Source organism: Gimesia alba (assembly GCF_007744675.1).
Classification (GTDB): Bacteria; Planctomycetota; Planctomycetia; order Planctomycetales; family Planctomycetaceae; genus Gimesia; species Gimesia alba.
The window spans coordinates 4,592,935-4,607,177 of the sequence record NZ_CP036269.1 but is presented as its reverse complement, the minus strand read 5'-3'; the positions used below and the strand labels follow the sequence as shown (position 1 = coordinate 4,607,177).

General features: G+C 43.5%; 13 protein-coding genes. 5 read left to right on the top strand and 8 right to left on the bottom strand.

Annotation, left to right across the window (positions count from 1 at the left end):
• The first annotated feature begins 326 nt into the window (after positions 1–326).
• On the top strand, positions 327–452 hold the full coding sequence (locus Pan241w_RS29915) for a hypothetical protein (RefSeq protein ID WP_261344223.1): 126 nt from the start codon (positions 327–329) through the stop codon (positions 450–452).
• Between the two features lie 164 nt (positions 453–616).
• Positions 617–940: a hypothetical protein gene (locus tag Pan241w_RS17105; RefSeq protein WP_145218196.1), complete on the top strand. Its 324-nt coding sequence runs from the start codon at positions 617–619 to the stop codon at positions 938–940.
• A gap of 114 nt (positions 941–1,054) precedes the next feature.
• Here the strand turns inward: Pan241w_RS17105 and Pan241w_RS17100 are convergent, their stop codons facing one another.
• From Pan241w_RS17100 to Pan241w_RS17075, 6 genes are all read right to left on the bottom strand, one after another.
• Complete coding sequence (locus Pan241w_RS17100; protein WP_145218194.1) at positions 1,055–1,867, bottom strand: class I SAM-dependent methyltransferase; 813 nt, start codon at positions 1,865–1,867, stop codon at positions 1,055–1,057.
• Positions 1,864–2,757, bottom strand: a complete 894-nt coding sequence (locus Pan241w_RS17095; protein WP_145218192.1) for a hypothetical protein — start codon at positions 2,755–2,757, stop codon at positions 1,864–1,866. The genes Pan241w_RS17100 and Pan241w_RS17095 overlap by 4 nt, the downstream gene beginning before the upstream one ends.
• 5 nt (positions 2,758–2,762) lie before the next feature.
• Positions 2,763–3,512 carry an ABC transporter permease gene (locus tag Pan241w_RS17090; protein WP_145218190.1) on the bottom strand — a complete coding sequence of 250 codons (750 nt, stop codon included), beginning with the start codon at positions 3,510–3,512 and terminating at the stop codon, positions 2,763–2,765.
• 109 nt (positions 3,513–3,621) lie between these two features.
• A complete protein-coding gene (locus Pan241w_RS17085) occupies positions 3,622–4,443 on the bottom strand; it encodes an ABC transporter permease (protein WP_145218188.1) in 822 nt (273 codons plus the stop codon).
• Positions 4,428–5,513, bottom strand: a complete 1,086-nt coding sequence (locus tag Pan241w_RS17080; protein ID WP_145218186.1) for an ABC transporter substrate-binding protein — start codon at positions 5,511–5,513, stop codon at positions 4,428–4,430. The genes Pan241w_RS17085 and Pan241w_RS17080 overlap by 16 nt, the downstream gene beginning before the upstream one ends.
• Complete coding sequence (locus Pan241w_RS17075; RefSeq protein WP_197999981.1) at positions 5,497–6,555, bottom strand: ABC transporter ATP-binding protein; 1,059 nt, start codon at positions 6,553–6,555, stop codon at positions 5,497–5,499. The genes Pan241w_RS17080 and Pan241w_RS17075 overlap by 17 nt, the downstream gene beginning before the upstream one ends.
• Before the next feature lie 237 nt (positions 6,556–6,792).
• Between Pan241w_RS17075 and Pan241w_RS17070 the strand changes: the two genes are divergently transcribed.
• Entirely contained in the window at positions 6,793–7,434 is a 642-nt protein-coding gene (locus Pan241w_RS17070; protein WP_145218182.1) for a Fic/DOC family protein, read from the top strand.
• A 288-nt stretch (positions 7,435–7,722) separates the two neighbouring features.
• On the opposite strand, the gene Pan241w_RS17065 is transcribed toward Pan241w_RS17070, so the two are convergent.
• Together Pan241w_RS17065 and Pan241w_RS17060 are read right to left on the bottom strand one after the other, a co-directional pair.
• Complete coding sequence (locus Pan241w_RS17065; protein ID WP_145218180.1) at positions 7,723–9,831, bottom strand: type IV secretory system conjugative DNA transfer family protein; 2,109 nt, start codon at positions 9,829–9,831, stop codon at positions 7,723–7,725.
• Positions 9,832–10,031: 200 nt separating this feature from the next.
• The gene (locus Pan241w_RS17060) at positions 10,032–10,925 is read right to left on the bottom strand and encodes a replication-relaxation family protein (RefSeq protein ID WP_145218178.1); all 894 of its coding nucleotides are present in this window, start codon (positions 10,923–10,925) and stop codon (positions 10,032–10,034) included.
• Positions 10,926–10,979: 54 nt separating this feature from the next.
• On the opposite strand from Pan241w_RS17060, the gene Pan241w_RS17055 reads away from it, so the two are divergent.
• Together Pan241w_RS17055 and Pan241w_RS17050 are read left to right on the top strand one after the other, a co-directional pair.
• The gene (locus Pan241w_RS17055) at positions 10,980–12,197 is read left to right on the top strand and encodes a toprim domain-containing protein (protein ID WP_145218176.1); all 1,218 of its coding nucleotides are present in this window, start codon (positions 10,980–10,982) and stop codon (positions 12,195–12,197) included.
• Positions 12,198–12,434: 237 nt separating this feature from the next.
• The gene (locus Pan241w_RS17050; RefSeq protein WP_145218174.1) at positions 12,435–14,123 is read left to right on the top strand and encodes an ATP-binding protein; all 1,689 of its coding nucleotides are present in this window, start codon (positions 12,435–12,437) and stop codon (positions 14,121–14,123) included.
• Positions 14,124–14,243 lie beyond the last annotated feature (120 nt).

Here is a 14,243-nt window from a genome sequence, read left to right as displayed (position 1 = left end):
AAGTAACGCCACAATCACAATTTGAATTGACGCGCGAGCGTCAAGAACTGCTTCACGACAAATCGCCAACCTGGGCTTTTGCCCTTGAACACGAAAGCAGTCACTTGAAGCCGCGCCCCGTATGGGGCGTCGGCCGTGTGCTGTTTCGTGTACCCTTTGGCGAGGGTGTCGTGAGCGGCCGTGGTGCGACGCTCCTTTTGTGCGCTTTCCCAGGTGAAAACCACAATATGTTCTTGATCGCGTGTCTGGCTGAGTCATCGAAAGTGATGGTCACTTTCGAAAGTTCGAGCAGATATTCTGCTCATCATGTCAGAAGGAGTAGAGTCATGACCAATGGCAAATCACACGATCACAAAACGTCAGAAGAAACAAAGTTGAATGAGCAGGGAGAACAGCAAAGGCCTCCCGCTTCTATTTCTCAAGAAAAAGGGGGAAGCCAACCCCAAAAGTAAGTGAAAGCTAAAGAGATCAGGGCGGTGAATCAGCATTGGTTTGCCGCCCGTTTGGTTGAGTATGTATATTGAAGGGGAGAGGTAGTAGTACGTTTTAGACCTTTCTTTACAGCGATGTTCGCCGGGGTGTTTACATGTGTGTACACTTGTGGTACTGTGTGGACATGAGTGAAAAGTTTGATCCCACGTGCAATCAACTATTTGAGGACCTAATAAAAGGAAAAGATGTCATTGAACAACCTGAGGCTGAAACTTGGGTAGAAACCTTAAAACGACTTTCCACAGAAAATCAAATAGCTCAAATAAGCAGAAGTGTTTGGTTTTATTTTCGGGAATCAGTCGACCCGAAATATCAAGGAAATGATTGGTTTGTTTCTTCAGGAGAAGGCATGACTTTTCTTTTTTGGCGAAACAAAAATAGTTTTTTAGGACGACAAATTTCATCCGAAGAAATTAAAAAAATTGAGGACACGGTTGACCTACCTTAATAACATGTACCAAGTCCTATGAAGTTTGGTGGTGGCAAGGTCGTTTGGGCGAGAGGCAGTACTAGGCTAGTTAAGCTTTTTGACTTGAATTGTAGTTTTCTATAAACAAAACAGTCACTTCGTGAGTACATAAGTGAAAAAGTCTGCTTCAGGATTGAACTTTTTTTCAAGATCGCTCAACCTGATTGAATCCACAAATCCCGCATTCAGAAACATGCGCTCTAACTCTCCATCCTGAAATGGGTACATATCAAGTGTGCCTATTTGTTTTTTGGTAGCAGTATCGTAATATCCAAACGTAACACAGTCTTCTTCGATTTGAATCGGTCGACCTTCTATACTCTTGCCACAATAACCAACTCTGCCACTATATCTAAAATTACCACCGAGAATTTCTTCGCGACTATCTCTTATGTAAGAAAAATTACGTTCATCAACTACTATTACACCTCTTTTTTTACATATCCTGTATAGACTTTTAGCTGCAACAATACGATCTACTTCGTCTTTTAGAAGTGAAAAGGAATTCCCAGTGAGAAAAATTAAATCAAAATTGTTTTCTGGAAAATAATCGTCTAAGTGTCTCCAATCTACTGCGCACATTTCAAACTCTACTTTATGCCGTCTTCCATTTTCATATGCAATTTTCTGTAATATCGAGCTTATCTCATTTCCAATAACTTTATAACCATGCAACACAAACCATATGACCTCACAGCCAACTCCCATCGCAGCGTCTAGAATTTCTGGTGATTCATGCTTGTTAAGGAGCGATCTTAAAAAATCTTCTTCTACTCTCATTCGAGCATCACAACCAACAAACTCACTCCAACGAAGAGCTAAATTTTGGTCGATACTGCCAGTCCACGGCATAGTTGTATTCTCGTCAGTAGAAAAAGTATTGTCATGTTTGTAACTATTTGTCATATGATTATCGCCTCAAAGTAATCGTCTAGAACTTGTTGTTCACGCTTTGACAAGGGGGGAAAAGTAAGCGATTTGTCATCTACACTTATATTATGTGAAGATTTCACTAGCCCTTTTAAAAAAGTAAAAAGTGTTTCTCTATTTTTTTTGTCCATAGTGATTAGTTGGATCCGGTAACTTTCTTCTGGTCTATTGGGTGTGTGAAAAAAAATTACAAAACTTCCATCAAATATCCCAAAATCCGTTGAAGACAGCTTTAATTGTTTTGCTGCATCGTTTGCTAAGTATGGATCAGTCTGAATTAGCTTTATATTAGCCACTGAATGTTCATCGTAAAATGCCATGAATTGGGATCTATTAGACTCGTAATCTCCTTTCAAGGATGCTTGCTCTATTAATAAGAATCTGTAATCAATACTATTTCCTTTGTGACGTCTTTTGTTCTGTGTCACGACATACCTTGGATACAACTTCATAAAAACAGAAGGCAAATTACTATCGCTACCTATATAAGATTTCGTACTTCGTTCAAAACAAATATCAACGAACTCTTCCATCTCATCTTGGGTGACTTCAAGACCACCATTTTTTGAGGGATTAAATAGACTCCGAGATTGTGCAAGAAATATTTCCATTTTAGGTCGCAGAAATCCAAGAGATAGTTCCCGCAAATTTTTGGGGATTTGCTTATGGTGTGACAAAAAAATAGACACTTCCTTACGAAGTGAATATAAGCGATATAAAAGCATTAATGAGTAAGACACAAAAAACACGACGAGATGCCCAAGAACCTCTTGAGGTAAATGGCCCAGTTCTCCTTTGGCTTTGAAGAGATAGACAATAAACAAGGCTGCTAGTATCCAGAGAATTTCATAGAAGAGCTGGACCATTGTGTTTATTTGCTCCTGAAAATGCTTCGTTGAAATCTTCCACTATCGTGGCTTGTAATTAATGCAATAATTGCAAGACCAACAAAATAGGATGTAAGTAGAATCGTAGCAATTACAGCAGGAACAGGGTCCATACTTCTGTGTATGCCATCCCAAAGCCGTTTAGGGACAGTTACTAATGGTGAATCAATCACAAAAGTGGCTATCACAATTTCATCGAAAGAGAAAAAGAATCCAACAAAAAATGAGGAAATAAATGTTCGTCGAATTTGGGGGAAATAAACGTAATAAATGTTTGAAAGATGAGATGCGCCTAATGTACTACCAGCAAATAGCGTTGTAGAAGAAATATCGTCTTGGGCCGCTTCAAAAACAAAATATTGAATTGGGATGACAAACACCATGTGCCCCATGAAGAGAAGTAATAATTCACCAAGTCCAAAAGCACCACCAAATAAACGCAAGGCAAGTGCATAAATAACGCTTGGTATGATTACCGGTAGCACTACAAGAAAATAAGTTAGTTGTTCAACTATCAGAGCAACGTATCGAAGTAGGTAAAAATGAACACATAGCAAGCAAGCGGTTAAAAATGACACTCCAGCTGCAAGCAATGACGAAAGGCCTAAGGAATATATCCAATCTCGGGAGGTGATAACGTTTAAAATCCACTTCATTGTTGGAGAATCTGATAAAACTCCCACTATTTCGGTTCCACCAAAAGTCCAGACAATTAAATACAGTGAAGGAATCACAGTAAATATTCCTACTAGCCCAGCTAATGACCAGAGTATAAGGCGGACTTTGATAAAATGGAGTTTTAGATCATTATTCTTTTGAAACAACTTTCACCTCTAAGAGTTTCTACCTACCAGAAGTTAACTGTCGATATCGAAACAGATACCATGTAACAAAGGTACCTGGCACAAGAAATACCAATAAAAATAATAATCCAATCCCAGAAGCTTTATTAAACTTTCCAATTTCTACGTACAACAAAATTATGTTACCGATAAAATCTACATTGCCACCTCCGATCATCTTTGGCGTTACGAAAAAACCAATTGCTAACGCAAACGTAAAGGAACATGCGAGCATCGCTGCGCGGTAAGTTTGCGGTAACACAACAGTGAGCAAAATTCTTGAATCAGAGACCCCAAGTGTTCTTGCAGCATCAATTTGTTCTTGACGTATTGATGCAACCCCCTGCAATAAAATAAAAAAGGATAATGGAACAAAGATACTGGTCATCACGACAACAACTGCAGCAGGAGTGTATAGGAAGTTTTTCCCAAAGAGTAATAAATTCGTAACTGAATTGACCGTCTCATTTGAAAAAAGGCCTATCCAAGAATAATTTCGAGATAAAAGTCCCATTAACAATGGGAGCACGGTCAGCACTATTAAAACTTTTTGACTCAACCCACTCGAAAACCTCCAAAGAAGCACTGCAGGGTATGCTGCAACAACAGACATAAGTGAACACAAAAGCGACAACATAAACGTTCGGAAAAATAAGACACCTAGAGATAAATTCCAAGGAATTGATAATCCTTCTAAAACCAATAAATCTAAAATCCACCACGTCATCGGAATCCAATAAAAGATGCCAACAACGCTAGCTAGTAGATAGCCATTTCGATGAACGGCAATCGAACGAATGAAATAATTCATTGATTTTTCCATGCAACCCACCTCGTCTTCACGGCTTCTTCATTTTCAGACCACCACTCAGCATTTACCACAAAGGCTTTGTTCCAGTTGCTTTCATAAGTGGGGAGTTGCTTGGCAACGGCTTTCGGAATTAATGAGATTGATTTCTTGTTGACAGGACCATATCCAATCATTTGGACTTGTTGAGCAAGAGGGTATGCGCTAGATGCGAAGTTAATGAATCGTGATGATGCGGAAACATTTGCTGCTCCGCGAGGTATCACCCAATAATCGAGTTCAAGCCCTGCCCCATCCCAAGAAAAACCGATTTGATCCTTGTTAGTTTCCAAAGCGAATATTCGTCCGTTCCACGCTGAAGTTAGTTGAACTGTATTTGTTAAAAGTAACTGCACTGGCTGGGTACCGTCACTCCACCATACACGAACTTCTTTTTTGATGGTATCAAGTTTTTTAAAAGCTCGATCTACATCGATAGGATAAAGATCTTCAATTGCTACACCATCGGCTAAAAGAGCAAATTCAAGGTTTCCGCGTGGGTCATCATAAAGCGCTCTATCACCAGGAAATGACTTCACATCAAAGAAATCTCTCCAAGTCTGTGGTTTTTTATTAGGGAACGCATCGGAGTTATATGCCATCACTGTCCCCCAATAAACGTTTGCAATCCCATAATCATCAATTGATTTAAATAAAAAATCTCCTTCTGCTGGTTTTAAAGTTAATTTTTCAAATAACCCTTCTGATTTACCTCGTGCAAATTGTGCGGCAGTAACCTCTACAACGTTCCACTTGACATTTCCAGAAGCAACCATCGATTTAAGTTTTCCATATTCCGCGTTCCATGAAACGCTATTGATAGGCCTTCCTGTATACTTGGTGAACGGTTCGCAAAAAGCAATCTGATGAGACTTCTGATATGCACCTCCACCATATGAAACTACAGTGAGAGACTGATTTTCTGGATTCATCTGCTCGTCAGGACATTCATTACATCCATTCATTAGCCCCACAAATATGGATGTCATCCATATGATTAAACTGAATTTTGTGTAAGCTTTATCAAATTTAAATGCTGAATACATTGATATCCCCTTCGGAAAAAGAAATGAATCCAGATTGCTCAAGATCTGGCATGTCCTTTAGATTGGTGTGACATCTGAAACAAAGCGATGATTCAGTCTCGCAAAAAATCGTCGAGGTGTTATACCACGACGTATTATGGATCACTGTTGCTGGGAATATGACCTTATTTGAAGTCTGTGTAGAATTGTGATTTGAGAAAATTGTCTTCGTGATAGGAATGCCTACATGTGAACCCGGTTGAACTTTCAAGAAATTTTGATCATAAACAATTCCCTTTTTTTCAAGGAAGATTTTAAAATGATCTGCTCTAATGATGTTCCAGCCCCCTATTAATTTTGCAACGGTAGTTGTGTGAGGCTGTGAAATAACTTTATGTACTGTATCAAATTGGTGAAGGTGGGCATTGTCCAGTATGGCAACATGAGTTGCGACACGGATTACTTCGCGATCATCATGAGTAACGTATAAAAAAGTTATACCAAGGTTTCGGTGAAGGTCATGCATTAATTCAAGAAGAGAATCTTTGCGAAAATTATCTAAAGAGCTCAATGGTTCATCCAATAAAAGGAGCGAAGGCCGATAAACAAGAGCTCGCGCTATAGCAACCCGCTGTAATTCTCCACCACTAAGCGTATTAACGCTATTGTTTGCAAAATTTGATAAACCAGTTAGATCTAATATTTCATTTACTGATTTACTCCAATCCTTACCATATGGTGATTGACGGTTACCTCGCCGAAATGCGAATGCAACATTGTCATAAACATTCAAATGCTGGAATATGGCGCGTGGAGTCTGGAAAACGAAACCAATGTTCCGTTTGTTTGGGGGAACTTTAGTTTGATCAATCCCCTCGATAATTATGTGTCCTGATTGTGGTTTAGTTAAACCAGCTATGATGCGAAGCAGTGTAGTCTTTCCACATCCACTTGGTCCTAACAGGGCGATAAACTGTCCCCGTTCTACTTGGATAGAAATGTTTCGTAGAATTGGGCGATGATCAAAATTGTGATGAATTCCCTTTAGCTGTAGAATGCACAAGTCTCTGACTCCACATTTGTTCTGGATAAGAGAATAAATGAAATTAAATACAATCAATTATCACTATACAAAAAATATTGTGGCTAATTGTATATATGTCTGAGGCTAAGTAGATTTTTCCAGAATGTCAATAAAATACTTGGAAAGTTCCCTCACAGTATGAAAAGTAATCACACCATCTCCACTTGAATTATTCTCGCTCTACCAATGGTAGTTTTCTTCCGCTAAAGTAACGGCATGGAAAATCACCATCGCGACAAATATGACGTGTCGGGTAACATCGAAGCCGAGTACGTTGATGAGCAGGAAAAAGTTCTCGTCAACAAGCAAGGCATTCGGGACCTTGAGACACTTCAAATCGCGGAGGAAGAAGGACTTACCAAAGCGTATGAGTCCTTACTGGCTGAAGTCAGAACTGACACTCCGATGACATCGGAACTGCTCTGCCATATCCATTCCCGCATCTTTGGCGACATTTACGAGTGGGCTGGTCGTTGGCGCACAGTACAGATCAGCAAGCCGGGTGCCATTTGGCCTCCCCCACACTATCTCGACGAATCCATGAAGACATTTGAAAAGGGAGTGCTGCAGAAATATCCGGCAACCCAATTGACCAACGATGAAGTCTTTTGTGAAGCCTTGGGAGAAATTCAAGGAGAATTTCTGGCCATTCATCCGTTCCGGGAAGGGAATGCCAGAACAATCAAGCTGATGACTAATTTGCTTTCTATACAATCAGAAAGACCACTGCTGATTTATGATACGACAGAAGTAGGGGCACAGCAATATATTGATGCCGCCAAAGCTGCCCTTGCCCGCAAAGATTATCAACCGATGATCCAAATCATTCGACAGGCTTTGAAAGAGGCTCAGAGTTAGACATTGCTTCCAACTGCTCTCTGAGTCTGGAACGAATCTCATCCGTAAATGGGGGGAGGCCTTCGATGATACTGTCGCGCTCTGCAACTTCCAGAATCCGCGTATGTCGCTCTGCTGCGTCACGCAAATAGGGTGACGCCTCTCGTAATGTCTTTCCTGTTCCGAAGTTATTCATATCACAATTTTACTCCATTACAGGGCCTATGGCTATGAGAATTCGTCAAAAATACACCTGGTATTCTGCTTCATAACCCCTAAATATGATGTAAAACGGACTTTTTATCAGAATCATCCCCGTTCGATCTCCTCCTCGACCTCCCGAACAGATCTGGCATAACGGTGGCGTGATGTTCTGAGAACTATAGGCAGTCGCCTTTGATCCTGATTCTGCTGTGGTGGAAGCGTTTTCATGGAAAAGGGACGACTGGGCATGCCGTCGATCAGCTGACGTGTATAGGCTGTGAACTGGGGTAATGTCATCAAATCAGCCGGCGTCATGTCGCCACCGAATTCTTCCGCCAGGACTGCCGCATCACGGGCTCCGACCTGGAAGGCAATCATACTGCCCACATTACCAAAGATTGCTGCCAATGTTTGCGGAGACTGTTTCTCGATCTGATAGAGATATTGATTGGCCAGGGTTAACGACAGACGGTACTTGCGGGCTTCACTGAGAATGGTGGCAAAGCTCTCCGTCGCAAAGTTCTGGAATTCGTCGATGTAAGCAAAAAAGTCCCGACGCTGGTGCTCCGGGGTGTCCGCTCGGCACATCGCGTCCATCTGAATCCGGGTTACGATCAGGGAACCAAGTAGATTGGAATTGTCTTCACCGACCCTTCCCTTACTCAAATTGACGATCAGAATGCGGCCGTCGTCCATGATCTTCCGGAGATCCAAACGGTTCTGCGACTGACCAAGAATCGGCCGGAGTAGCGGGTCAATCACAAACGGACGTATCTTATTCTGCACACTGGCCACGGCAAACGCCTGCTCCTTCGCAGGCCATTTGCCAAACTCATTCACCCAGTAGTCACGGACAAACGTGTCCTGCACGCGATTCACCATGTTGTTGCGGTAGAGCGGATTTCCCAGAAACCGCGTCAGCGACAACAATGTTGTTCCAGGGACTTCCAGCAGAGCCAAAGTCGCATTGCGCAGAATATCCAGCAGCCGGGGAGTGTGAGACGGATCAACACCATAAACCTTCTGTATCACGCTACTGACGGCTGACGCAGTCAGATGACGCAGCTGCAGATTGGGACAGTCGAGCAGATTCAGTCCAATCGGATAGGAGCGATCAGAAGGATCGAAGTACACGACATCATTAGTACGATGTGATGGAATGGCTGCTATAACCTCTTCCGCCAGATCCCCATGCGGGTCAATGAGTGCGACACCATGTCCCGCCGCAATGTCGGAGCCAATGAGATTTTTGATGAGTGTCGATTTCCCCATTCCGGTTTTACCCATGATAGCCAAGTGCCGCCGCCGGTCAGCCAGACGCATCCCAAACACTTCACTACGTCCATGAAAATCAACCGCTCCCAGGACAGTAGTCCCCTTCTCCCTTTCTCTTGTGGCGAGTCCGGCAGGCGGTTCCAACCGCCGATATCCCTGCGTTTCTAATCGGTCTGTTTGAACGGTGGCCGTCGTGGGATGCCAGAGCGTTGCCAGTTCTGGTGTGGAGAGGATGAATGTGCGAGGCCAGAAACGGGTTCGCACAAATCGTGTGAAGGGTGGATTCTCAAAACTGCCGAAGGCAGCGATAAGTTCCCGCAGCTTACGTCGCATTCGTTTCGGCTTCCTTGATGCTGTTGCCCCCACGATCAGATGGATTGAGACGGAAAATAAATGCCCTGAGGGTTTAGCAAATTCCGGATCACGCTGTATCTGAAATCGGCGTCGGAAGAAAAAGACAGCACGACGCCAAACAGAGGCTGGGCGGGTCGTAATCGCGATGTGAGAATAGAAGAGATCGCTGGACAATGTCGTCAGAATGCCGCTGATAGGATCTGCCAGGATTCGATTTTGGTTATCCGTAAATCGCTGCCACCACTTGATCCCATTGATATCAGACCAGAGCCAAAGGCGGGCCGATATGGTGCGACAGTGACGTGGAGGCGCGAGGACATCCTCCTCATGAATGGTCAGGCGCGAGTTGGGATAGGCTGCCCGGAGCTGTCCTTCAATCGTTCCCTGCAGATGATCCGGAAAACGACAATAGAGCGCAACCGTGTCGCGGTGCTGTCCGAATTCAAAAGAGACGGTGGAACGTTCGCGATGGAGTGTATTCAGCATCTGTTCCACATACTGTGGGCCGCGTTTGTTGTCTGCTGAGACGCTGATTGAGATGAGCATGCCGGGCAGTGTAGCAGAGACAAAAAAGGATTTTCCCACCCCATCAAATGTGGGTCACTCTCCGGGGTGGGCCTGCCGTGGCCGATCCCTCTTGGATGTTTTTCCCAATCCGGGGAGTCGGAAACGCTTACCACAAACGTCGCCGAGTGATTCCCAAACTGTGGTGATCGGAGAGGGTGAGGACAGACTGGCCCGCCTTCACACCGGTTGGGGGCCTGCCGGCAAGACGACGCAGCCTATCACATGACGGAAGCTGAAGACAATGTACGAACATCGTGAGTCGTGGCCTGGCTTACCTTCTCAGGCCAGAGGGCTACCGGCTCTTCCCGATGATTGAGAAAACAGGCGGTAGTGAGGGAATCGGCTGTAGCGAGGTAGTCAGGAAGATAGATCCCATAGATCAGCGAGCGGTTGGGGTTCCGTACCAGGTTTCGGGCAGTTTCGAGTATGTGTCGCACTCGTTCAGGACTACGATTGCAGACGAATAAGGTGATAGCTCGTTGCGGATCGCGGGCATCCTCAAACTGAGCATCATAGGCATCGAGAATGCGAATCTTGCGGGCAATGCTGTCTGTGGATTGAGCAGACAGATTTGATTCGGTACTACAGTCGAGCTCTACCTGATAAGCCCTGCGCACATCGGATTTCAGAAGAGTGAACCGGCCATCGAATTTGAGCGACTCTTCATCAACGGAAATGCAATATTCATTCTCCGAATAGGCGTCCGTTAACGAGGCCCCAACTCGGTGAGCAGCCACCTTCGTATGTACAATGAAATCCGCAAGTGCTTTGGTGTGCGTGTGCAATGAGAGCCCGATTGCTGAGAAAGACCGAGATCGTTTGGGTTTCGCCCCTTTACCGTACAGGGTGCGATGCCCTTCCAGGCTGAGCTTATAGTAATAGGGAGCGACTCCCTGACTCTCGATGGCCAGACGCCACCGTCGCACCAAGCCTGCGGCATGGAGTTTTTTCAGACGGGTTCGCAGATCACCAATATCGGAAAACGGTGTGATCGGCTTCTCAAAGGTTTGACTCCACTGGAAGATCTGTTCCGCCGTTGGTGATAGCAGTTCAATGACTCGAAGCAGTTCGGTATCACGCGGTGTGGGTTGGTAAGAGGGATTGCTTGTCATAAAGTGCGGGGCAGAGTAGCATTCCTATTCATTTTTTGCTTCCACTCTGACTTGATGTCTTCAGAAAAAGCCCGCTTCGTAGAAATAGACCAGTTGCAGCAGCAGGCCGACCTCGAAGACGTGTGCCGTTTCTATGGCGTTGATCCGGGGCCGCTGCAACAGATCGGAAAAGACATCCGGACGCGTTGTTTCCTCAATTGCGGGAAATGCGAAGAGACGGGCAACCGGGCCATTGCCATTGATTCCAACAGTCCCGTGAAACGCTGGCGGTGCCATCAATATGGCTGCGGCAAGGGTGGCAATCTGGTCACGATGTGCGACCTGATGAAGCCCGGAACCAACTATGGAGGAAAGTCCCCCAAACGGGAACGGTTCATTGAAATACGGGAAGACCTGAGAAGAATCATTGGAGGTTCATCAACAGAAACCACCGAAAAAGAAACGCCATCGGAAGTTCAACCTGCTGAAGAACCGTTAGTCAATGTGCCCCTCGTAAATCATCCCAATGAACGAGCACGCGGACTGATTCACCTCGATGAACGTTTCATCGTCATTCCCGATGAAAATATGAATCGTCACGCAGCTGCTTATGTGCGGAAACATCCTTTTTTAACGCCGGAAGTCTGCCGGGAACATCGATGCGGGTATCTGCCACGTCCGGGGAGTGGAGACGATTTCCGTGGTGGTATCTTACAGGGAGATTGGGTCTACTGTTACCCAAATGAACAGGGAGAGCCTCTGGCCTGGTTCGGCCGCAACCTTCAGTATGAAAAACAACACGCCGCTTGGGTGGTAGGCGGCAGAACAGAGAAAGAGCCTGCAAAATTTCGGTTTCCCAAAGGATTTCATCGGGGTTTGGAAGTCTATGGTCAACACGACTGGGGCAAAGAAGACGTTCAACGACGGATTCGCGATGAGATCGGCGTTTTAATAGTCGTGGAAGGACCGAATGACCGAATTGCCCTCAGCACTCTTGGGATTGATGCGTTTGCTATATGCAGTAATGTCATCACACGGGAACAAGCCAGGCGAATTAGTGATCAAGCACGGGAAATTGGTGTTCCAGTTGGGGTGATGTTTGATAATGACATGGAAGGGGAAAATGGAGCACGGGTTTCGATTCCCCTGCTCGCAGAATTTGGGCCGGTGCAATATATCTGGACGTCAGCTATTTGTGATGGAAATTATAAAAATCGACAGCCGGAGTCAGTATTGCTAGACGAATGGCCGTTAATCATTAACAACTTAGATGTCCGTACCAGACAAAAGTAATGATTCGTTGTTGGCAAATGGAGCTTTAAAAAGCCATAATGGTAAGAAAAGTATGCTAATTCATCTGATTGACAATTTTCCTGTCGTATACACAAAATGCACTTTACAGTTGCACGTTTCGGTAGGTAATGGACTTCCCTAGGAATAGTGGGTGCCATGAATAAAATGTAAATCTAAGGTAGATACTAAAATAGAATCCCATCGTTATTTTAACTACACCCAGTTACTGGAGGATCGATGAAGCCTTATGTTATCACGCCAAAGGTGGATGAAACTCAGGAATTTATAGAAATCGCCAATGACTTCTCAAATCCTTTAGACCTTGTTAGAGAAGCTATTAGCAATTCATATGATGCCAAATGTACCGAGATAAAAATAACCTTTGAAGTTATCAAGCAATATGGAGAATCAGTTCTAAAAATCACACTCAAAGACAATGGCTCTGGAATGACAGCTGATCAACTCCAAAGTTTCTTTGATTTAGGTAACTCAACACGCAGAAATGACGAAACAACAATTGGAGAAAAGGGCCATGGGACAAAGGTCTACTTTAATAGTAGAAAAATTGAAGTTCTAACTTCAACCGGCAGCGAAGGGTTCGGCGCAATAATGGAAGAGCCTTTCAGAAAGTTGTTCGATAGAGAAATTCCTACAGTTGATGTAACGCCCATGGGTGAAATTGATAAAGGCACAGAAATCATAATATACAGCTATAATAACAATCGCCGTGATAAATTTACGCACCTTATTCTGAAAGATTACATAATCTGGTTTACAAAACATGGGTCCGTAGAAAAACAATTTCACGAACCTGAATACGAGGTTAAATTATTTTTAAAAGGTCTTGGTGAAACTGCTTTCGAAGAAGTTACACAGGGGCATTATTTTCCGGAAAATAGCAAAGATATACACAAACTTCTCGATGATTACATGGTCAAGGCCCCTGATCACTATTCAAAAAAAATTGTAAAAGAAGGTGTATTAAAAAATTTCCCTGAGATTAAATTTGAAGCTATTTTTTGCATAGAAGGGAAATATGTAAAATATGACTACAACCAAATGATAAGACGGCCTGGTTATTCTGCTCCTGAAGGTGCATACACAATTCAAGAAAGATACGGCCTATGGGTATGCAAGGATTACATACCCATCCAGAAAAAAAATGAGTGGATTACATATAAAGGCTCAGAATACACAAAATTTCATGCGTTTGTTAATTGCCAAGACATAAAACTCACAGCAAATAGGGGATCAATAGACAATACCCCTTCAGAAATTCTTCATGATCTAAAAGATGAGATCAGAAAGATATACGATAGTATTGTAAAAAGCGACGAATGGACGTCTATGGAATGGCTAGAAGAAGAAGCCCATGCTTACCAAACAACTGAAAAAGAAAAGAAAAATTTCGAGTGGAGATTAAAAAAAGTAAACAGAGCTAATATTGCTGTATACGAGGGGGTCACGTTGGTGGAACCAGAAAGAGAAAGCGGAGTTTTTTCAATATTCCTAATTCTGTCTCAACTAAACGATGGTCTTTTTCCTTTTCATGTCATTGACTATGACACCCATGACGGTATCGACGTAATAGCCAAAGGTGACAAAAATACCCCAATAGCCAGCGCTAAACTTTTCTATGTCGAGTTTAAAAGAACCTTATCCAGAGAATTCAATCATTCATTTGAAAATCTTCATAGTGTTGTTTGTTGGGATACTGACATCAAGCACGATGATATTCTGAAAGACATCAATAATGAAGAAAGGAAAATGCAAATCATATCGTCTGATTCCGATAATGATCACACACACTATTTCTTAGACAACCCTAAAAAAGCCCATAAGATTGAGGTCTTTTGCCTGAAGTCATATCTCAAAGAAAAGCTTGGCCTATCTTTCGAACCAAGGGCTTCTGATGCAGTAATTTAAATGTGATGTAGTAAAGATGAATGATTCAATTTGCGAACAACATGGCTCCCCGCCTCAGGCTAACAATCTAAAAAACCGAATATATCAGCGTTATGTTCCCATCGAGGTTAACTGAGGAGT